The organism is Tatumella sp. JGM91, from assembly GCF_018257575.1.
Classification (GTDB): domain Bacteria; phylum Pseudomonadota; class Gammaproteobacteria; order Enterobacterales; family Enterobacteriaceae; genus Tatumella; species Tatumella punctata.
Genome location: NZ_JAERJP010000009.1, coordinates 107,719 through 128,451, shown reverse-complemented (window position 1 = coordinate 128,451; position 20,733 = coordinate 107,719). Strand labels below are relative to the sequence as shown.

The window sequence follows — 20,733 nt, the reverse complement described above, 5'->3', positions numbered from 1 at the left end:
ATCTGACGGATTTTCATCAGTGCGGCCATACGTGCGGCATTACGCGCATATTCGACAAACATCAGGAAAGTTGCAGTGTACGGCAGGAACCCCCCGTGCAGTGCCAGGCCATTGGCGATAGCCGTCATACCGAATTCACGGACACCGTAATGGATGTAGTTACCGGCCGCATCTTCGTTGATCGGTGTTGAGCCGGACCACATGGTCAGGTTACTTGGTGCCAGGTCAGCTGAACCGCCCAGGTATTCCGGCAGCAACTTACCAAAGGTTTCGATAGCATTCTGCGACGCTTTACGGCTGGCAATATTCGCCGGGTTAGCCTGCAGCTGTTCGATATACTTCTGTGATTCTGCCTGCCAGTTTTCCGGCAGCTGTTCTGAGGTACGGCGGATAAACTCTTTCGCCAGCTCAGGGAATGCCTGACGGTAGGCGGCAAATTTGCTGTCCCAGTCCTGTTCTTTTTTCTGACCGGCGGCTTTGGCATCCCAGGCGGCATAGATATCGGCCGGGATTTCGAACGGCGGGTAGTTCCAGCCCAGCTGTTTGCGGGTCAGCGCGATCTCTTCATCACCCAGCGGTGCACCGTGAGCATCATGAGAACCGGCTTTATTCGGCGAACCGAAACCAATCACGGTTTTACACATCAGCAGCGACGGTTTATCCGTGACGCGACGGGCTTCTTCGATAGCCTGGCGTACCGCTTCGCTGTCGTGACCGTCGATGCCGCGGATCACATGCCAGCCATAGGCCTCAAAGCGCATGCCGGTATCATCCGTAAACCAGCCATCGATGTCGCCGTCAATCGAGATGCCGTTGTCATCATAAAACGCCACCAGTTTGCCGAGTTTCAGGGTACCGGCCAGCGAACAGACTTCGTGAGAAATCCCTTCCATCATACAACCGTCACCCATAAAGACGTAGGTGTGGTGGTCAACAATCTCGTGACCCGGACGGTTAAACTGGGCCGCCAGAGTGCGTTCAGCAATCGCAAAACCGACCGCGTTGGCAATGCCCTGGCCGAGCGGACCGGTGGTGGTTTCCACGCCCGGGGTATAGCCGTATTCCGGGTGGCCCGGGGTACGGGAGTGCAGCTGACGGAAGTTTTCCAGTTCGGTGATCGGCAGGTCATAACCCGTGAGGTGCAGCAGGCTGTAAATCAGCATTGAGCCATGGCCGTTAGACAGCACAAAGCGGTCACGGTCAGCCCATGACGGGTTCTGCGGGTTATGGTTCAGGAAATCACGCCACAATACTTCGGCGATATCAGCCATGCCCATCGGGGCACCCGGGTGACCGGATTTGGCTTTTTGCACAGCGTCCATACTGAGGGCACGGATCGCATTCGCGAGTTCTTTATGTGAGGGCATATATTAACTCCGGATCGGCAAGTAACCTTCCCCTGGATAATATTATCTATTTCATTGAAATTTAACAATTATCGGGCAAGGCAGAAAAACGTTAGTCCTTCAATGTACATGAAAAACAGGGCAAAAGTATATGCCACGGGATGCGAATTGTGCGACAGGCGTAAGACTGGCGGCATATCCACTGCCGGTGCCTGAGTTTTCAGTACCGGTATTCTCTGCCGCTATCCGCTGCCCGCGGGTATGTCTGCGTATCATCCCTGTGACGCTGAATACCTCCCGCCACCGGCAGTGATACGGCAGACAAAAAAAACCGGCCTCTTTACAGAAAACCGGTTTTTTAGCCGACAATAATTAACGTTTAAAAAGACTGTCGACCAGTGAGCCCAGATCCAGCTGGCTATTGCTGCCAGTAGCTTCAGGGTGCACTTCACCCTGCGGAGAGATCTGATCAATCAGGTGAGGTAACAGTTCCGACAAAGTCCCTGACGCACCACTGATATCTGTCCCCAGCTTATCAGCCAGTGACTGCAGGTCCTGACTACTGAAAGCCGACTGAATGTCACCACTGGTGAGCTGCTGGTTTGAACCTTTACTCAGCCAGGAGGCGAGAATTTCTCCCAGACCGCCCTGCTGAAATTTACTGATCAGTACTTCAACACCGCCCTGTTCCTGAACCCAGTTCCAGACTGCCTGCAACTGAGACAAATTATTTTGCTGCCCGCCGGTCAGTGAGCCGACCAGCTCATCCAGTAATCCCATGCTATTCTCCCCCGTTTTTCTGTAGCCGGTAAGTTAACGCTGTTATACAGACGAATACAAGACATCAGGCTTTGCTGGCAGCCTGAACATGTAACATATCCAGTGCCAGGGTTGCCGCTGCCAGAGAGGTGATATCCGCATGATCATAACCCGGCGCGACTTCCACCAGATCCATACCGACGATGTTCAGCCCTTGCAGAGCACGTACCAGTTTACCGGCTTTGTCGGAGGTCAGGCCGCCGGTGACCGGGGTGCCTGTGCCCGGGGCATGTGCCGGGTCAAGACAGTCGATATCAAAGGTCAGATAAACCGGCAGGTCACCGACCGTTTTTTTAATTTCGGCCACAATCGCATCGACCGGCTGGTCATTGACCCGCGCCGCATCCAGCACATTAAAGCCCAGCTGTTTGTCATACTCGGTACGGATACCGATCTGAACCGAGTGTTGCGGATCGATCAGCCCTTCATTTGGCGCATGCCAGAACATGGTGCCATGGTCAAAGGTCGGCCCGTTGGAGTAAGTATCCGTATGCGCATCAAAGTGCACCAGTGCCATTTTACCGAAGTGTTTAGCGTGGGCGCGTAACAGGGGCAGTGAAATATAGTGGTCACCGCCAAAAGTCAGCATACGCTTGCCGCTGGCCAGCAGTTTTTCCGCATGAGCCTGCAGTTTACTGGACATATCCTGAGAGTCACCGAATGCATACACCAGGTCACCACAATCAATGACATTCAGGCGCTGACGTAAATCGAAATCCCATGGCCAGCGACAGCCTTCCCATGCGAGGTTAGTCGATATCTGCCGGATTGCCCCCGGGCCTAAACGGCTGCCGGGACGGCCAGAGGTGGCCGCATCAAAAGGTACACCGGTGATCACCCAGTCAGCATCACTGTTATACGGCTGGAAGTTAAGCGGAAACCGCATAAAACCAAAGGCATTAGACACCAGCGAGTTGTCATATTCATTACCCAGGGTGTGGTACATATCTCTTCCTCTATATTCCCGTTTACCGGTTCAGGCAGCAGAAATTCTGTTACCCGGCTTGATGATGGCGAAAAAAAACCCTTGTGTGTCGTTAAACCCGACGCACAAGGGGGATAACAGATTATGGTACCCCGCTGCAGCAACTGCAAACATTATTGGTGCGCATTATGCTTTGTCGCGGCAGCCGGCGGTTATCACTCATCTTCCAGATAGGTATAACCGTATAAACCACTTTCAAATTCAGACAGGAACTGATCCCGCAGTTGTTCCTCAATCACGCTGGCACTGACCTGTTTATGGAATAATTCAAGCAGTTCGCGCGGATCAAGCTGCACATATTCCAGCATGTCGGCCACCGTGTCGCCCTCATCCGACAGTTCCACATCCACCGAACCATCATCATAGGCATACACATTTACCGCTTCTGTATCACCAAACAGATTATGCATATTGCCCAGAATTTCCTGGTATGCACCGACCATAAAGAAGCCCAGCATCGGCGGATTTTCCACATCGTATTCCGGCATCGGCATTGTGGTGGCAATCCCATCACCGTCCACATAGTGGTCAATCGTACCGTCAGAGTCACAGGTAATATCCAGCAGCACAGCACGACGCTCCGGCGATTTATTCAGCCCTTCCAGAGGCAATACCGGGAATAACTGGTCGATCCCCCAGGCATCCGGCATGGACTGGAACAGTGAGAAGTTGACATAGATTTTATCCGCCATCCGCTCCTGCAGTTCGTCAATAATCGGCCGGTGCGCGCGGTTACTCGGGTCAAGGTGCTGACGGGTATAATGACAGATGCTGAGATACAGCTGTTCCGCCCAGGCACGCTGCGTCAGATCATAGGTGCCCGCAGAATACCCCGTATGGATATCCGACAGATCCATCTGGCTGTCATGCAGCCATTCACGCAGCGAACGACGGACATCCGGCTCATGCATTTCCTGCCAGGTGTCCCAGAGACTGAGAATCGGCCGTGGTGCATCTTCTGCCGGTGCCTGCGGGGTGGTGAATTCGTTACGCTCTACCCCGATAATATTCGATACCAGCACCGTGTGGTGCGCCGTGACCGCCCGTCCGGATTCGGTGATCACCGTCGGATGTTCCAGACCGTGTTCGTCACAGGCCCCGCCAATCGCCCAGATAACATTATTGGCGTACTCATTCAGGCCATAGTTTACCGAGCAGTCAGACTGGGAGCGGGTACCTTCATAGTCAACACCCAGACCGCCGCCGACATCAAAGCATTTGATATTGACACCTAGTTTTGCCAGCTCTACATAAAAACGTGCTGACTCGCGCACTCCGGTAGAAATATCACGGATGTTCGCCATCTGTGAACCGAGGTGGAAATGCAGCAACTGCAGACTGTCCAGACGGCCGGTATTACGCATGATCTCAACCAGTTGCAGTACCTGGGTGGCTGACAGACCAAATTTCGATTTTTCCCCCCCGCTTGACTGCCACTTACCTGAGCCCTGAGAAGCAAGCCGCGCGCGGATACCGAGCCGCGGGGTGACGTTCAGACGTTCGGCTTCTTCCAGCACCAGCCGTACCTCGGTCATTTTCTCGATCACCAGGTAGACTTTATGTCCCAGCTTTTCGCCAATCAGCGCCAGACGAATGTACTCACGGTCTTTATAGCCGTTACAGACAATAACCGAGCGAGTTTGTCCGGCATGGGCCAGTACTGCCATCAGTTCAGCTTTTGAACCTGCTTCCAGTCCCAGCGGTTCGCCGGAGTTAATCAGTGATTCAATGACGCGTTTATGCTGGTTAACCTTGATCGGATAAACCAGGAAGTAATCTCCGCGATAGCCAAAAGACTCACGCGCCCGTTTAAACGCGGCGTTGATGGAACGCAGACGGTGCTGCAGGATTTGCGGAAAGCAAAACAGTGCCGGCAGGCGCTGTCCCTGAGCTTCGCGCTCTTTTACCAGTTTTGCCAGGTCAACCCGGACGTCTGGTTTATCCGGATCGGGGCAGACACTGATATGACCCAGTTCATTGACGTCATAATAGTTGTTCCCCCACCAGGCGATGTTATAGGTTTTCAACATCCGGCTGGCTTGCTGGTCATTGATTGCCACTTCCTGCATAGAACGCAGAACCCCATGTTCGCCTGCTGACGAACCCGTAATAGTCTTCATGTCGTCAGACATCGCGAACCTCTATCGTAGATTGAAATGTGAAACAGCTGTTTTCTCTCATGGAGAAATTTCTCCTGACCGAAAGCCTGCTTCATTCACCAGGTATAGCATAGTACACCGGTAACCGGGGCAGCTTCAGGGTAAAACCGGGGACGGAACAGTCTGAGGGTACAACCCGCAGCTGGTACGGCGAAGTCATACCGGACCGGTAGCCGATAATTTAACCCGCACAGGTGTCGGAAAAATTACCGCAGCCGGGGTAACGTCGTCGGGGAAAAGTTTGCAGGACAGCATATAAGGAGACAACAGGAATCACAGAGAGGCAGCCGGGTGCATCGCCACAGGGCAAAGAACCCCCGGAAAATAAGCAAGCCTGGTTCATCAGTTTCATCACCTCCGCTTATGCCACCGGCATACGGAAAACGTTCAGAGAATGGAAATCAGACCGCCATGGCCTGACCTCAGGACCACGCATCTGCTGCGCGCCCCGCAACCTGCTGTCCTGTATGGCAGCAGCGGCTGTTTATAACGCCCATTGCCTGAAAAAGCAAAGAATTACTGGCTGAAACCAGTACAGTGTTCCACTAATTTACATTTAGCAATCCCTTAATCATAAAAAAGGCTGGAATTCAGGCCGGTGACTGCCCTAAAATGGACGTCCGGATGGTTGTCCATCTAAATGATTAATAACCAGGCAGTGTCTTTCCAGTCTGTGCCGTAAAGCACACCTTGTACCGCTCACGGCGTTGTCTGAAGAAGCGAAAGTGAGCATGACTGATGTTCGCCAGGCCGATTGAATTGAAACCAGAGAGTAAGGTAAGGAACAAATGGCTAAACACCTATTTACATCTGAGTCCGTATCAGAAGGGCATCCCGATAAAATTGCTGATCAGATCTCTGATGCAGTCCTGGACGCCATCCTCGAACAGGATCCGAAAGCACGCGTCGCCTGTGAAACCTACGTAAAAACCGGCATGGTTCTGGTTGGCGGTGAAGTCACCACCAGCGCATGGGTAGACATTGAAGACATTACCCGTCAGACCGTACGTGATATCGGCTATATCCACTCCGATATGGGCTTCGACGCGAATTCCTGCGCAGTACTCAGCGCTATCGGTAAACAATCGCCGGATATTAATCAGGGTGTGGACCGTAAAGATCCTCTGGAGCAGGGTGCCGGAGATCAGGGACTGATGTTTGGTTATGCAACCAACGAAACCGATGTTCTGATGCCAGCCCCGGTGACTTATGCACACCGTCTGGTACAGCGTCAGGCTGAAGTCCGTAAAGACGGCTCTCTGCCATGGTTGCGCCCTGATGCAAAAAGCCAGGTCACCTTCCAGTATGACGACGGTAAAATCGTCGGTATCGATGCTGTGGTGCTGTCAACTCAGCATGCGGAAGAGATTGGCCAGAAAGAACTGCAGGAAGCGGTGATGGAAACGATCATCAAACCTGTACTGCCGGAAGAATGGCTGAACAGTTCGACCAAATACTTTATTAACCCGACCGGCCGTTTTGTAATCGGCGGACCAATGGGCGACTGTGGCTTAACCGGCCGTAAAATTATCGTCGATACCTACGGCGGTATGGCTCGTCACGGTGGCGGTGCATTCTCTGGTAAAGACCCGTCAAAAGTTGACCGTTCTGCAGCCTACGCTGCGCGCTATGTCGCGAAAAATATCGTTGCGGCTGGCCTGGCGGATCGCTGTGAAATCCAGGTGTCTTATGCCATCGGTGTGGCTGAACCAACATCAATCATGGTCGAAACCTTTGGTACCGGAAAAGTACCAACCGAAACTCTGACCCTGCTGGTACGTGAGTTCTTCGACCTGCGTCCATATGGTCTGATTCAGATGCTGGACCTGTTACACCCAATCTACCGTGAAACTGCTGCCTATGGTCACTTTGGCCGTGAGCACTTCCCGTGGGAAAAAACCGACAAAGCTGCCGCCTTACGCGACGCTGCCGGTCTGTAATACTCTTTTCAGGGCAGAGTCTTCTGCCCTGTTTTCCTCTGCCCCCGTTGCCTTTCGTAAAATGATACCCTTGCCGGTTGCTGATCTTTTATCCATGCATTTTCTTAATAAAATTTCACAAAAAATGTGAACCAGAACCTGTGGTAACGATTACATAGCAATGAGTAAAGAATTCTCAGACTTTTCAGGGTATAACAAATCAATTCAATCGTTAAAAATGGGTTGCTTTGCGCTATCAATGCGGAGCTATAATCTTTATTCTGACTGTCAGGAAAATATTCTTTCCTGTCAGGCCCTGAAACGATAATTCTCGAATTAAATATCTCTTTCAGGGGGTTATCATATGTAACCGATTACATCATTGTGATCTGGCTCACTGATAATTCCGAAGGAATTTCTTAACATTACAACAAGAATGATAGTTAACAGCGGAGGCTAAAATGCCTGGCAACACTCACAAAAGCAGAACCTCAAACAAAATGATGACGTTGTTTGTCTGCTTTCTTGCTGCACTTGCGGGTTTACTGTTTGGTCTGGATATCGGTGTGATTGCCGGGGCCCTGCCTTTCATCGCAAAAGATTTTAATGTGACTGCCCACCAGCAGGAATGGATTGTCAGTTCAATGATGTTTGGTGCCGCTATCGGTGCCATTGGCAGCGGCTGGATGTCGTCTCAGCTGGGCCGGAAAAAAAGCCTGATGGCGGGTGCCATTTTGTTTGTTGCCGGTTCACTCTGTTCAGCGCTGGCAACTGATCCGGAAGTCCTTATCGCGGCCAGGGTATTACTGGGTCTGGCGGTGGGTATTGCATCTTATACCGCCCCGCTGTATCTGTCCGAAATTGCCCCGGAAAAAATCCGTGGCAGTATGATTTCTCTGTACCAGCTGATGATCACCATCGGTATTGTCGGGGCTTATCTGTCGGATACGGCTTTCAGCTACAGCGGCTCATGGCGCTGGATGCTCGGCGTTATCACTATCCCTGCACTGCTGTTACTGGTGGGCGTTTTCTTCCTGCCAAACAGCCCGCGCTGGCTGGCGGCGAAAGGTAATTTTAAAGATGCACAGCGGGTGCTTGATCGTCTGCGTGATACCAGCGAGCAGGCGAAACGCGAACTGGACGAAATTCGTGAAAGCCTGAAAGTTAAACAGACCGGCTGGGCACTCTTCACCTCTAACCCCAACTTCCGCCGTGCGGTTTACCTGGGTGTTCTGTTGCAGGTTATGCAGCAGTTTACCGGGATGAACGTGATTATGTATTACGCGCCGAAGATTTTTGAAATTGCCGGCTTTACTAATACCAGTCAGCAAATGTGGGGGACTGTTATTGTCGGTGGTATTAACGTGCTGGCAACCTTTATCGCTATCGGTCTGGTTGACCGCTGGGGACGTAAACCCACGCTGATCCTTGGCTTTATTGTTATGGCCGTCGGTATGGGGACTCTCGGCGCAATGCTGCATGCCGGAATACACACAGAGGGTGCGCAGTACTTTGCTATTGCGATGCTGTTAATGTTTATTATCGGTTTTGCAATGAGTGCCGGTCCGCTGATTTGGGTATTGTGTTCGGAAATTCAGCCGCTGAAAGGCCGCGATTTCGGGATCACCGTCTCGACTGCCACTAACTGGATTGCCAATATGATTGTCGGTGCTACCTTCCTGACACTGCTTGGTACCCTGGGGAACGCGGCTACCTTCGGACTCTATGCTGCGCTGAATGTGTTGTTTATTATCCTGACGCTGGTGCTGATTCCGGAAACCAAAAACGTGTCTCTGGAACATATTGAACGTAACCTGATGCAGGGTAAAAAATTACGTAATATTGGTGAGAGAAACTGATTTTTCGATCAGTTATGGCAGGCGACGGTAACGTCGCCTGTTTTTTTATCCGTCCGCGGAATAATTGTAATCTTCTGTCGCGGCCTTTATGCTGCACCTATGAAAACACCCCGCCTCCCTATTGCCCTGCAGCAGGCCGTTATGCATTCGCTGCGACTGCATTTACAGCGTGCCGGCAGCCACCTGAAACAGACTTTTGCCGAACCGACAATTCTCTACCAGCAACGGGGAACTACCGCCGGCAGCGCCTGGTTACAGCAGTGGGAAATACGCCTTAACCCGGTATTGCTGCTGGAAAATAAACAACCGTTTATTGATGAAGTGGTACCCCATGAGCTGGCTCATCTGCTGGTCTGGAAACAGTTCGGAAAAGTAGCGCCTCACGGTAAAGAATGGAAATGGATGATGGAAACCGTGCTGGGGGTCAGTGCCCGCCGGACGCACCGTTTCAGTACCGACTCGCTGCAAAAGACCTTTGCTTACCACTGCCAGTGCCGTCAGCATCTGCTGACAGTCCGCCGGCATAACCGTGTGCTGCGCGGTGAAACCCGTTATCGCTGTACCGGGTGTGGCGGTGAACTGCTCAGGGGCGAATATCCGCAGTAAGCCTGCGGTTTCACGTTCCGTGCTACAGATATGGCATAATAGCGGTCTGCGCTGCGGTAAAAAAGTCTATCCGGCAGTTGACGTTATCATCACAGCCAGAGACACTGATTATTCATTTATTTTTAATGGCTGACGGCGAGACGTCAGCCCATAACTGGCAGATTTTTCATGCGCGTACCCCGCATTTATCACCCTGAAACCGTAGCAAATAATAGTGAATTTCGCTTAAGCGAAGAGGCGGCCAATCATGTGGGTCGTGTGCTGAGAATGACCAGCGGCCAGGCCCTGGAGATCTTTGATGGCAGTAATCAGGTTTTCAGTGCCACGATTGTCCATGCTGACAAAAAGAGTGTCACGGTACAGGTGACCGAAGGTGTCACAGATGACCGTGAATCGCCGCTGTTTTTACACCTCGGACAGGTGATGTCACGCGGAGAAAAAATGGAGTTTACTATCCAGAAATCTATCGAACTGGGTGTGAACCTGATTACCCCGCTGCTTTCTGAACGCTGTGGCGTCAAACTGGACACTGAGCGTCTGGAAAAAAAACGTCTGCAATGGCAAAAAATCGCCATTGCTGCCTGTGAGCAATCGGGCAGAAATATCGTACCGGAAATACGTCCGGTGATGTCCCTGCATGACTGGTGTACAGAGCCGGAACCGGGGCTGAAACTTAATCTGCATCCGCGGGCCAGCCAGAGCATAAATACACTGCCGCTGCCTGTCAGCCGTATCCGGATGCTGATAGGCCCGGAAGGCGGACTGACCGCAGAAGAAATTGCCATGGGTTCAGAACAGGGCTTTACTGATATTCTGCTCGGTCCGCGGGTACTGCGTACCGAAACTGCAGCACTGACTGTGCTTACCGCCTTACAGGTCAGATTTGGCGATTTAGGCTAAACAGCCCGGCACCTGCGGTAAAGCCCCTGATATCCTGAACCGGTAAAATCCGTTAATGATAAGGTAGTCATTACTGCCTTCCGAGGAGAGACGAATGATTAAGCTTGGCATAGTGATGGACCCGATTGCGGACATCAATATTAAGAAAGACACCAGTTTTGCAATGCTGCTGGAAGCACAGCGCCGGGGTTATGAAATCCATTATATGGAGATGAATGATCTGCACTTACGGGGCGGCGTTGCCAGCGCACGCAGCCGTGTATTAAGCGTTGAGCAGAATGCTCAGGACTGGTACCGGTTTGACAGTGAGCAGGAAATACCGCTGGCCGATCTGGATGTGATCCTGATGCGTAAAGATCCGCCTTTCGATACAGAATTTATCTATGCCACCTATATTCTGGAACGTGCAGAAGAGCAAGGTACGCTGGTGGTTAATAAACCGCAAAGCCTGCGTGACTGTAATGAAAAACTGTTTACCGCCTGGTTTGCCGGACTGACCCCCGACACACTCGTCACCCGCAGCCAGCAAAAATTGCAGGAGTTCTGGAAAGAACACGGCGATATTATTATGAAACCCCTGGACGGTATGGGTGGCACCTCTATTTTCCGGGTGAAACAGGATGACCCTAACTTTTCGGTGATCTGTGAATCCCTGACACACAACAGCACCACATACTGTATGGCCCAGAACTACCTGCCGGCAATTAAAGAAGGTGATAAGCGTGTTCTGGTGGTGGACGGCGAGCCGGTACCCTACTGCCTGGCGCGGATCCCTAAATCAGGAGAAACCCGCGGTAATCTGGCCGCCGGTGGCCGTGGTGAAGCCCGGCCGTTAAGTGAAAGCGACTGGGAAATAGCCCGCAAAGTTGCACCGGTACTGAAACAAAAAGGATTAATTTTTGTCGGACTGGACATTATCGGCGACCGGCTGACAGAAATTAATGTGACCAGCCCGACCTGTGTCCGTGAAATAGAAGCAGCTTTCCCGATTTCTGTGACCGGGATGCTGATGGATGCTATCGAAAAGCGTCTTGACCGCTAAACTGCGGAGATCCCTTTGACCGGCAGCCTGCGGCTGCCGGATAGACCTTAAAAATAAACCGACAGAGTGAGTATGAATTTACAGCACCATTTTCTGATCGCCATGCCTTCATTACAGGACCCGGTATTTAAACGTTCTGTCATCTATATTTGCGAACATAATGATGAAGGTGCCATGGGATTAATCGTCAATAAGCCGATGGAAAACCTTACCATTGAGGGCGTTCTGGAAAAATTAGATATTACTCCCGAACACCCCGCTGCTGCCGGTACTCTGGAGCACCCGGTGTATAACGGCGGACCGGTGGCCGATGATCGTGGTTTTATTCTGCACTCACCACAGCACAGTTTTGCCTCCAGTATTACTATTTCCGAAGATACGGTGCTGACAACCTCAAAAGACGTACTTGAGTCTTTGGGCAGTGATCAGCAACCCGAAAATATTATAGTGGCACTCGGCTATTGCAGCTGGGAAAAGCAACAGCTGGAAGATGAAATTCTGGAAAATGCCTGGCTGACCGTGCCTGCCAGTGAACAGTTACTGTTCCGGACACCGGTGGCCGATCGCTGGCGTAATGCAGCCAGACCTATCGGGGTGGATATTGTTCAGATGACCAGTGATGCGGGGCATGCCTGATGTCAGGTAAAACCTTACTCGGATTTGACTTCGGTACCAAAAGTATCGGGGTGGCCGTTGGCCAGCAACTTACCGGTACCGCCAGGCCTCTGGCGGCCATAAAAGCCCGCGACGGTGTGCCTGACTGGAACCTGCTGGAAAAACTGCTGAAAGAGTGGCAGCCAGACCTGGTCGTGGTCGGACTGCCCCTGAATATGGACGGCACCGAACAACCACTGACCGCCCGGGCCCGTAAGTTTGCCAACCGTATCCATGGCCGTTTCGGCGTTGCCGTCGAATTACAGGACGAAAGATTAAGTACCGTGGAAGCCCGTGCCGGATTGTTTGAAGCAGGAGGCTACCGCGCACTGACGAAAGGTAACGTCGATTCCGGCTCTGCAGTGATTATTGTTGAAAGCTGGCTGGATAATCATTAAAGACCTGTCACCGATCGCGGCTGTCCTTATGGGTTTATTTTATATTCAGAAAAACATTCAGTATTTAGTGCTACAATATTGTTTTTGTGCAGCATAAAAATGGAGTTTTACCCATGAAAAACCTGTTTAACTGTCTGATCGGTGGCACATTAAGCTGTATTGCCGCTTCAGCCGGAGCCGCCGGGATTCCGGCACAGCTGGATGGCGTTGCCGGAAAAGAGATCACCTTATCGCTGGATGCTAATCCGACTACCGGTTACCAGTGGATGGTCAGCCAGCTTCCTGCCGGGTTGCTGCTGATCCCCGGTGATTATCAGCAGTCAGCAGAATGCAAGCCCGGTATGACCGGCTGCTCCGGTCAGCAGACATTTTATCTGATTGGCCGCAAAGCCGGCACTTCAACACTGAAGATGATCTATGGCAGAACTTTTGATAAATCCGGCTGGCAGGAAAAAAGTATCCGGGTGGTGATTAAACCTTCCCATAACGGATAAGCCGGTGACCGGCGATAGCTAATCAATCCCCTGTTATCGCCTGTCTGTCCCCGCTGAGTAGTCCACCGGTATCAGAGAAGCCCCTGCCCTGCGGTGGCGGAAAACTCTGCATACCGGCTTCCGCACCGGTCTGTATGATCCCCGGCAACTGATGCATTCGCCCTTCACGGATAACACTGGCCACCGCCGGTGTGTTGATTAAAACTTCGAAAACTGCCCGTAACTGTCCGGGCCGGGTGTCGCTTTCTGTCAGCCGCTGGGCAATCACCGCAGATAAACACCCGGCAAGTTGCGCCCTGACCTGGTTCTTTTCAGCCGCCGGAAAGCTGTCTGTCAGGCGTTCTGGTGCCTGCGCTGCTGTCACGGTATGTAAGGTGGACAACACCAGATGGCCGGTTTCTGCCGCCATCAGAGCATGGCGGATGGTCTGGTGGTCGCGTAATTCACCGATCATAATAATATCCGGATCCTGCCTTAAGGCGGCGATTAACCCCTGATGAAATGATGAGAAATCAGCGCCGGCTTGCCGCTGCTGGATCAGGCATCCGGTGCTGTGATGCAGATACTCAACCGGATCTTCGAGGGTAATGATATGCAGCCCGCGGCGGCGGTTAATTTCTGCAATCATTGCCGCCATGGAGGTCGATTTCCCGCAACCGGTCGCCCCGCACACTAAAATCAGTCCGGCCTGTTTTTCGATAAGCCGGTAACTGACTGGCGGTAATCCGAGGCTTTCCATTGACGGGATTTGCGGTCGTAACAGACGTAATGCCAGAGACAGTCCGCTCTGCTGGCGAAAAACACAGACACGCAGCCGCAGGCCACTGGCTAACGTCAGCCCGGCATCACAGTGCCCTTCTCTGTGCAGCAGTTGCTGCTGACTACTGTTCAGCCAGCGCTGACAAAATATTGCGAGTTGTTTTTCACTGATTACCGGCAGGTCCGGAGGCGATACCAGACGCCCCTGACAACGCCACCAGGGTAAATGTCCACAGCAGAGGTGCAGATCAGAGGCATTATGTTTTACACTACGCTCAATAATTTCATCTAACTCCATAAAATAGTCCGGTTATGACTTCCATTCAGCATAATTTACAGCAAGTCCGTGAGCGTATTACCGCGGCTGCCGAAGGTTGCGGCAGAGATCCACAGCAGATCACTCTGCTGGCAGTCAGTAAAACCAAACCTGTGAGCGCTATCCGTGAGGCCTGGCTGGCGGGGCAGCGTTGCTTTGGTGAAAACTATGTACAGGAGGGGGTCGATAAAATTGCCCTGACAACAGATTTAGACGGTCTGGAATGGCACTTTATCGGGCCGCTGCAATCTAATAAAAGCCGTCTGGTTGCCGGACATTTTGACTGGTGCCATACCCTGGATCGTCAGAAACTGGCACAGCGACTGAATGATCAGCGTCCGCCACAGTCTGACCCGCTGAATGTTCTTATCCAGGTGAATATCAGTGACGAAGCGAGCAAATCGGGGATCAGCGTTGCCGAAATTCCTCAGCTTGCCCGCCAGATTGTGGCATTACCCCGTCTGAAATTACGCGGTCTGATGGCCATCCCTGCGCCTTCGGACGATTATCAGTCCCGGCTGGCAGTTTGCCTGCGTATGGCCGAAGCCTTCGCTGTCTTACAGAGCGAACACGCGGGTATTGATACACTATCGCTGGGTATGAGCGATGATATGGATGCTGCCATTGAAGCCGGCAGTACGATGGTACGTATCGGCTCCGCCATTTTTGGTGCCCGCCAGTACCCGCCATCTTCACCCCAATAACTGAGGACACTCATGTACACTCTGACTTTTCTGGTCAAAACGGTTATCGATCTTTACGTCATGGTACTGCTGCTGCGCATCTGGATGCAGTGGGCACGCTGTGATTTTTATAATCCGCTGGCACAGTTTATCGTTAAACTGACTCAGCCAGTGATCCGCCCTCTGCGCCGGGTGATCCCCGCTATCGGCCCTGTCGATACCGCCTCCTTATTACTGGCTCTGGTACTGACTATTATTAAATTCCCGCTGCTGATGCTGGTTCAGTCAGGCAGCTTCGCTATCGGGCTGGATAATGTACTGATTGGCGTGCTATCTCTGCTGAAAGCTGCCGGTAACCTGATTTTCTGGGTGATCCTGATCCGTTCTCTGATGAGCTGGGTCAGCCAGGGCCGCAGCCCGATTGATTATGTACTGGTGCAGCTGACGGAACCTCTGATGTCCCCTGTGCGCCGTATTCTGCCGGCGATGGGCGGGATCGATTTTTCCGCTATGGTCGTGGTGTTGATCCTCTACGGACTGAATTTTCTCGGAATGGATCTGTTTCCGGGACTCTGGTATCTGCTGTAATTCTGAGGATTGAATTGATTATGCAAAAAGTTGTACTGGCGACCGGTAACCCCGGAAAAGTGCGTGAACTGGCCGCCCCGCTGGCAGAGTTCGGGATGGAGATCGTCGCCCAGACCGACCTCGGCGTGGAGTCTGCAGAAGAGACCGGCCTGACCTTTATCGAAAATGCTCTGTTAAAAGCCCGCCACGCTTCGCGGCTCACCGGGCTGCCGGCAATTGCTGATGACTCCGGGCTGGCGACCGATGCGCTGGGCGGCGCACCGGGTATCTGGTCTGCCCGCTATGCCGGCAGCGATGCCAGTGATCAGCAGAACCTGGAAAAACTGCTTGATGCGATGCAGGATGTCCCGGACGATAAACGCCAGGCCGCATTTCATTGTGTACTGGTCTATCTGCGTCACTGGGATGACCCGACCCCGCTGGTATTCCATGGCTGCTGGCCGGGAATGATCGCCCGTGAAAGTCATGGTGAAGGCGGATTTGGTTATGACCCGGTGTTTTATCTGCCGGCGCTCCGGAAAACTGCGGCAGAGATGACCAAAGCAGAAAAGCTGGCGATCTCTCACCGCGGACAGGCCCTTAAAATGTTACTGGATGCACTGGGTAATGGGTAATCTGCCGCCACTGAGTCTGTATATTCATATTCCCTGGTGTGTACAGAAATGTCCCTACTGTGATTTTAATTCACATGCCCTGAAAGGCGATGTCCCGCATATGGAATATGTGGATCATCTGCTGGCCGATCTGGATACGGATATTGCGCTGACGTCCGGCAGGGAAGTCTCCACGATCTTTATCGGCGGCGGGACCCCGAGCCTGTTAAGCAGTGAAGCGATGCAGGCATTACTCGACGGAGTTCGCCAGCGTTTGCCGGTGTCTGCCACTGCAGAAATTACCATGGAAGCTAACCCGGGCACGGTGGAAGCGGATCGTTTCAGTGGTTATCAGCAGGCCGGTGTTAACCGTATTTCTATCGGGGTTCAGAGTTTCAGCAGCAGTAAACTGCAGCGCCTGGGACGGATTCACGGTCCGGACGAAGCCCGACGTGCGGCAAAGCTGGCTGCCGGTCTGGGGCTGCGCAGTTTTAATCTCGACCTGATGCATGGCTTACCTGACCAGTCCCTGGAAGAAGCGCTGGATGACCTGCGTCAGGCAATTGAGCTCTCGCCGCCCCATTTGTCCTGGTATCAGCTGACAATTGAACCGAACACACTGTTTGCCTCCCGGCCTCCGGTTTTGCCGGATGATGATGATCTGTGGGATATTTTCGAGCAGGGACATCAGTTACTGACAGCCGCCGGGTACCAGCAATATGAAACGTCTGCCTATGCACGCCCCGGTATGCAATGTCAGCACAATCTGAACTACTGGCGGTTTGGTGATTATCTGGGCATTGGCTGTGGTGCTCACGGAAAACTGACTCAGCCGGATGGTCAGATTATCCGTACAGTTAAAACCCGTCATCCCCGTGGTTTTATGCGCGGAGAGTATCTGGATAAACGCTATACGGTCGCAGACCAGGAAAAACCGTTCGAATACTTTATGAACCGTTTCCGGTTAGCTGAACCCTGCCCGCAGGAGGAATTTAGTCGTTTTACAGGACTGCCCGTGCAGCAGATTCGTCCGGCACTGGATAAAGCGATTGCCGCCGGATATTTGCAGGAGTCCGCCGGACACTGGCAGGTGACAGAGAAAGGCCGGCTGTTTCTTAACAGCCTGCTGGAGTTATTTCTCGGCCCGGAATAGTAATAAACAGCAGTATCAGGCGAACCTGATACTGCTTACAGACCGCGGGATATCAGTGGCTGACTTGCTGCCAGAGGGATGTGCGTTGTTTTTCCAGCGCCACCACTTTGCCACACACCTGTTTACCGAAGGCCTGGAAATCTTTTTCCTGCTTATCGGCTTCACTGCGGATCGACTGCTGAAGCCCGCCGAGGTTACCCATCAGCGCCTGCAGCGGGTTATCTCCGGACGTTTTAGCGCTCCCCAGTTCATTCAGGCTGTCCTGCAGAATTCCGCCCAGCGCACTCTGTACCAGCTTCTGGCCTTCTGACCTCACCTGGTCGATGGCCTGATGGTGGAACATTACCCCGTCGCTGCGCTGTTCAATAATACGATTCATCTGCTCTTTCAGCTGAGTATCCAGCGTCGCCAGCCGCGTACGCACATGGCTGTCAGCCCCCAGTTTTTCGACGATCACTTTATCCAGCGCAGCTCTGCTGTTTTCCAGCCGCTGACGGGCACCCGAGTCAATCCACGGCAGGTCATTACGCAATGCGTTCTGATAAGAGATCGCCTGCTGACGCAGTGCGTTATCAGTCCGGACCGGCTGACCGTTAAAAGTGATCTCTCCGCGCGGGGTAATTATCATCTGTCCATTGCTGCCGGTGATTTCGACCTGTTGCCCGGTGATGGCAATATCATCCTGCGGTGTAACCGGACATTGATAATCTGCCCTGGCCTGGGCTGCGGCCAGTAACAGCCCGACAGCGATCGCTTTACGTAACATGTATACTCCTTTCTGTCCCGGCAAAGCATCGTTTGCTGTCGGGCGCTATTGACTGACTGATGACTGACTGATTAAAGACGGTCGGTTAACCGCTACAACTTAGTCCCACCAGACGTCAAACAGTTCCGTCACTTTTACATCAGACAAGCCACGCGCTTCCAGCCACTGACGCACGGTTTCGCGGTGCTGTTCGGTACATTTACCGGTTTCCTGCAGACAAACCAGCCCTTCCCACTGCAGATAACCGCTACCGTCATAGGCCAGACCGTTTGGTTCGATCACTTCATTAACGAAAGCATCAAGCGTGGAATCCAGTTCCTGCTCTGAAGTTCCTGCAGCAAAGGTCCAGCTGACAGAAAAACCCAGTTCCTGGAATTCCGCCAGATGCATTTTTTTGCGTAAACGACGACTACGTTGTACTGCCATTATTTAATCCTCTCAAACATCAAATCCCAAACTCCGTGACCAAGACGCTGGCCGCGTTGTTCAAACTTAGTTAACGGACGGCTTTCCGGGCGTGGCACATAATTGCCTGCCGCTGACTGGTTACGATAGCCGGGAATGTTCTGCATCACTTCCAGCATATGCTCTGCATAGTTCTCCCAGTCTGTCGCCATATGGAATACACCGCCCAGTTTCAGCTTGCGTAATACCAGCTCAGCAAAGGGTACCTGAACAATACGACGTTTATTATGACGGGCTTTATGCCACGGGTCCGGGAAAAACAGTTGCACCATCCGCAGTGAATTATCCGGAATCATGGTTTCCAGAACTTCCATCGCATCGTGGCACATTACGCGCAGGTTACTGATGCCGGCCTCATGGGCCGATGCCAGGCAGGCACCGACGCCGGGTGCATGAACCTCAATACCGAAAAAGTTCTGATGAGGGTTTTGCTGCGCCATACTGACCAGCGATGCCCCCATCCCAAAACCGATTTCTAAAACCACCGGGGCTTCACGGCCAAACAGTTCGGAAAAACTGACCGGTTGTGGTGTAAACTCAACCCCCATCTCCGGCCAGTAGTGGTCCAGCGCATGCTGCTGGCCGTTGGTCAGTCGCCCCTGGCGACGGACAAAGCTGCGAATCCGACGTAACGGGCGACCGTTCTCATCAAATTCCGGCGTGATGACATCATTGATCATAGTAATGCCTGTAGGTTGATATTTTAACAAAGACGGGAATTATGCAAACTTCGCTGCCGGAAGCAAGCCTTTGCAATGTTCATGTTTACAGTGTGGCAGGTCTGTGCTGGAATTCCTGCCCTTTGTTAGCTTTTGGTGGAAATTAATCGCGATCATGATGCAATCATCGCAATTTGCGCAATATACACTCGACTGGTACCAGAAATTCGGCCGCAAGACCCTGCCCTGGCAACAGCAAAAAACGCCTTATAACGTCTGGTTATCCGAGGTCATGTTACAACAGACCCAGGTTGCCACGGTGATCCCTTATTTTGAGCGTTTTATGGCCCGTTTCCCGACGGTCAGCGATCTGGCGGCGGCCCCGCTGGATGAAGTCCTGCATCTGTGGACAGGGCTGGGATACTATGCGCGCGCCCGAAACTTACATAAAGCGGCCTGTCAGGTGGTCGATAAACACCACGGAATTTTCCCACACAACTTCGACGATGTCGCAGACTTACCTGGCGTTGGCCGCTCAACAGCCGGGGCGATCCTGTCCTTGTCGCTGGGCCAGCATTATCCCATTCTTGATGGCAATGTAAAACGGGTACTGGCGCGCTGTTATGCCGTAGACGGCTGGCCCGGTAAAAGTGAGGTGGAGAAACGTCTGTGGCAGCTAAGTGAACAGGTGACTCCGGCCTGCGGGGTAAGCCAGTTTAATCAGGCAATGATGGATCTCGGTGCCATGGTATGTACCCGTTCACGGCCTAAGTGTGAGCTGTGTCCGTTACAGTCCGGTTGTATCGCCCATGCCCATCATTCGTGGGAAAAATATCCCGGGAAAAAACCGAAAAAGACACTGCCGGTAAAAACAGCCTGGTTTTTATTGCTGCAAAAGGGTGAAAATGTGCTGTTACAGCAACGGCCTCCGGTGGGGATCTGGGGCGGATTGTACTGTTTCCCGCAGTTTGATAATGAAGAAGGGTTACAGCACTGGCTTGCTGAACAGCGGATTTCAGGCACCGTACAGCAGATGACCGCATTTCGTCATACCTTCAGCCACTTTCATCTGGATATTGTGCCCTGCTATCTTAACCAGCCCCGCTTCGGCTCTCTGATGGATGAAAGCAACAGTCTCTGGTATAACTTAACCCGTGCTCCCGAGGTCGGACTGGCCGCCCCGGTTGAGCGTCTGCTAAACGAACTGAAACACCCGCAACAACTGGTTTTACACTCGCGTAAGCCAAACGAGGAAGAATAATGAGCCGCACAATTTTTTGTACTTATCTGCAACGCGAAGCTGAAGGGCAGGATTTTCAGTTATATCCCGGCGAGCTGGGCAAACGTATTTTCCAGCAAATCTCCAAACCCGCCTGGCAGGAGTGGATGACCAAACAGACGATGCTGATTAATGAGAAAAAACTCAGCATGATGAATCCGGAAGATCGTAAAGTGCTGGAACAGGAAATGGTCAGCTTCCTGTTCGAAGGCAAAGATGTACATATTGAAGGCTATACGCCTCCGGCCCCCTGACAGCGGTTTCCGGCGAAACCTCCCCGACCCACAATCA

Annotated in this window: 22 protein-coding genes and 1 pseudogene; 15 read left to right on the top strand and 8 right to left on the bottom strand. The window is 52.4% G+C overall.

Annotated elements, in window-relative coordinates:
• On the bottom strand, positions 1–1,367 hold a 1,367-nt coding region (gene tkt, locus JK198_RS08215), incomplete at its 3' end, for a transketolase (RefSeq protein ID WP_212715359.1).
• A 130-nt stretch (positions 1,368–1,497) separates the two neighbouring features.
• Here tkt and JK198_RS08210 point away from each other — a divergent pair.
• Positions 1,498–1,659 (top strand): hypothetical protein, encoded by a 162-nt coding sequence (locus tag JK198_RS08210; RefSeq protein ID WP_212708963.1) that lies wholly within the window; start codon positions 1,498–1,500, stop codon positions 1,657–1,659.
• 59 nt (positions 1,660–1,718) lie between these two features.
• On the opposite strand, the pseudogene JK198_RS08205 reads toward JK198_RS08210, so the two are convergent.
• From JK198_RS08205 to speA, 3 genes and pseudogenes are all read right to left on the bottom strand, one after another.
• A pseudogene (locus JK198_RS08205) lies at positions 1,719–2,132 on the bottom strand (YidB family protein); the annotation flags it as partial.
• A 58-nt stretch (positions 2,133–2,190) separates the two neighbouring features.
• A complete protein-coding gene (speB, locus tag JK198_RS08200; RefSeq protein ID WP_212710367.1) occupies positions 2,191–3,111 on the bottom strand; it encodes an agmatinase in 921 nt (306 codons plus the stop codon).
• 194 nt (positions 3,112–3,305) lie between these two features.
• Positions 3,306–5,282, bottom strand: a complete 1,977-nt coding sequence (speA, locus tag JK198_RS08195; protein WP_212710366.1) for a biosynthetic arginine decarboxylase — start codon at positions 5,280–5,282, stop codon at positions 3,306–3,308.
• Between the two features lie 815 nt (positions 5,283–6,097).
• Here speA and metK point away from each other — a divergent pair.
• The 8 genes from metK to JK198_RS08155 all read left to right on the top strand — a co-directional run bounded on the left by metK (position 6,098) and on the right by JK198_RS08155 (position 13,181).
• A complete protein-coding gene (metK, locus tag JK198_RS08190; RefSeq protein WP_212708959.1) occupies positions 6,098–7,249 on the top strand; it encodes a methionine adenosyltransferase in 1,152 nt (383 codons plus the stop codon).
• A gap of 440 nt (positions 7,250–7,689) precedes the next feature.
• A complete protein-coding gene (locus JK198_RS08185; RefSeq protein ID WP_212708958.1) occupies positions 7,690–9,087 on the top strand; it encodes a sugar porter family MFS transporter in 1,398 nt (465 codons plus the stop codon).
• Positions 9,088–9,186: 99 nt separating this feature from the next.
• On the top strand, positions 9,187–9,693 hold the full coding sequence (locus JK198_RS08180) for a SprT family zinc-dependent metalloprotease (protein WP_212708957.1): 507 nt from the start codon (positions 9,187–9,189) through the stop codon (positions 9,691–9,693).
• A 168-nt stretch (positions 9,694–9,861) separates the two neighbouring features.
• Entirely contained in the window at positions 9,862–10,593 is a 732-nt protein-coding gene (gene rsmE, locus JK198_RS08175; protein ID WP_212708956.1) for a 16S rRNA (uracil(1498)-N(3))-methyltransferase, read from the top strand.
• Between the two features lie 94 nt (positions 10,594–10,687).
• On the top strand, positions 10,688–11,635 hold the full coding sequence (gshB, locus tag JK198_RS08170; RefSeq protein ID WP_212708955.1) for a glutathione synthase: 948 nt from the start codon (positions 10,688–10,690) through the stop codon (positions 11,633–11,635).
• A gap of 72 nt (positions 11,636–11,707) precedes the next feature.
• A complete protein-coding gene (locus JK198_RS08165; protein WP_212710365.1) occupies positions 11,708–12,271 on the top strand; it encodes a YqgE/AlgH family protein in 564 nt (187 codons plus the stop codon).
• On the top strand, positions 12,271–12,687 hold the full coding sequence (ruvX, locus tag JK198_RS08160) for a Holliday junction resolvase RuvX (protein ID WP_212710364.1): 417 nt from the start codon (positions 12,271–12,273) through the stop codon (positions 12,685–12,687). Before JK198_RS08165 ends, ruvX begins: the two co-directional genes overlap by 1 nt.
• 113 nt (positions 12,688–12,800) lie before the next feature.
• On the top strand, positions 12,801–13,181 hold the full coding sequence (locus JK198_RS08155) for a protease inhibitor I42 family protein (RefSeq protein ID WP_212708952.1): 381 nt from the start codon (positions 12,801–12,803) through the stop codon (positions 13,179–13,181).
• 22 nt (positions 13,182–13,203) lie between these two features.
• On the opposite strand, the gene JK198_RS08150 is transcribed toward JK198_RS08155, so the two are convergent.
• Positions 13,204–14,238 (bottom strand): PilT/PilU family type 4a pilus ATPase, encoded by a 1,035-nt coding sequence (locus JK198_RS08150; protein WP_212708951.1) that lies wholly within the window; start codon positions 14,236–14,238, stop codon positions 13,204–13,206.
• 14 nt (positions 14,239–14,252) lie between these two features.
• Here JK198_RS08150 and JK198_RS08145 point away from each other — a divergent pair, with 14 nt between their 5' ends.
• The 4 genes from JK198_RS08145 to hemW are packed head-to-tail and all read left to right on the top strand — an operon-like array spanning position 14,253 to position 17,273.
• Positions 14,253–14,960 carry a YggS family pyridoxal phosphate-dependent enzyme gene (locus JK198_RS08145; RefSeq protein WP_212710363.1) on the top strand — a complete coding sequence of 236 codons (708 nt, stop codon included), beginning with the start codon at positions 14,253–14,255 and terminating at the stop codon, positions 14,958–14,960.
• A gap of 12 nt (positions 14,961–14,972) precedes the next feature.
• Positions 14,973–15,527, top strand: a complete 555-nt coding sequence (locus JK198_RS08140; RefSeq protein ID WP_212708949.1) for a YggT family protein — start codon at positions 14,973–14,975, stop codon at positions 15,525–15,527.
• Between the two features lie 20 nt (positions 15,528–15,547).
• Entirely contained in the window at positions 15,548–16,141 is a 594-nt protein-coding gene (gene rdgB, locus JK198_RS08135; RefSeq protein ID WP_212708948.1) for an RdgB/HAM1 family non-canonical purine NTP pyrophosphatase, read from the top strand.
• Entirely contained in the window at positions 16,134–17,273 is a 1,140-nt protein-coding gene (gene hemW, locus JK198_RS08130; protein ID WP_212710362.1) for a radical SAM family heme chaperone HemW, read from the top strand. Before rdgB ends, hemW begins: the two co-directional genes overlap by 8 nt.
• A 52-nt stretch (positions 17,274–17,325) precedes the next feature.
• Here the strand turns inward: hemW and JK198_RS08125 are convergent, their stop codons facing one another.
• From JK198_RS08125 to trmB, 3 genes are all read right to left on the bottom strand, one after another.
• Positions 17,326–18,039 (bottom strand): DUF2884 family protein, encoded by a 714-nt coding sequence (locus JK198_RS08125; protein ID WP_212708946.1) that lies wholly within the window; start codon positions 18,037–18,039, stop codon positions 17,326–17,328.
• A 99-nt stretch (positions 18,040–18,138) separates the two neighbouring features.
• Positions 18,139–18,465 carry a YggL family protein gene (locus tag JK198_RS08120; protein ID WP_212708945.1) on the bottom strand — a complete coding sequence of 109 codons (327 nt, stop codon included), beginning with the start codon at positions 18,463–18,465 and terminating at the stop codon, positions 18,139–18,141.
• A complete protein-coding gene (gene trmB, locus JK198_RS08115; RefSeq protein ID WP_212710361.1) occupies positions 18,465–19,184 on the bottom strand; it encodes a tRNA (guanosine(46)-N7)-methyltransferase TrmB in 720 nt (239 codons plus the stop codon). The genes JK198_RS08120 and trmB overlap by 1 nt, the downstream gene beginning before the upstream one ends.
• 154 nt (positions 19,185–19,338) lie before the next feature.
• Between trmB and mutY the strand changes: the two genes are divergently transcribed.
• On the top strand, positions 19,339–20,424 hold the full coding sequence (mutY, locus tag JK198_RS08110; protein ID WP_212710360.1) for an A/G-specific adenine glycosylase: 1,086 nt from the start codon (positions 19,339–19,341) through the stop codon (positions 20,422–20,424).
• Entirely contained in the window at positions 20,424–20,696 is a 273-nt protein-coding gene (locus JK198_RS08105) for an oxidative damage protection protein (RefSeq protein WP_212708942.1), read from the top strand. The genes mutY and JK198_RS08105 overlap by 1 nt, the downstream gene beginning before the upstream one ends.
• Positions 20,697–20,733: the final 37 nt, after the last annotated feature.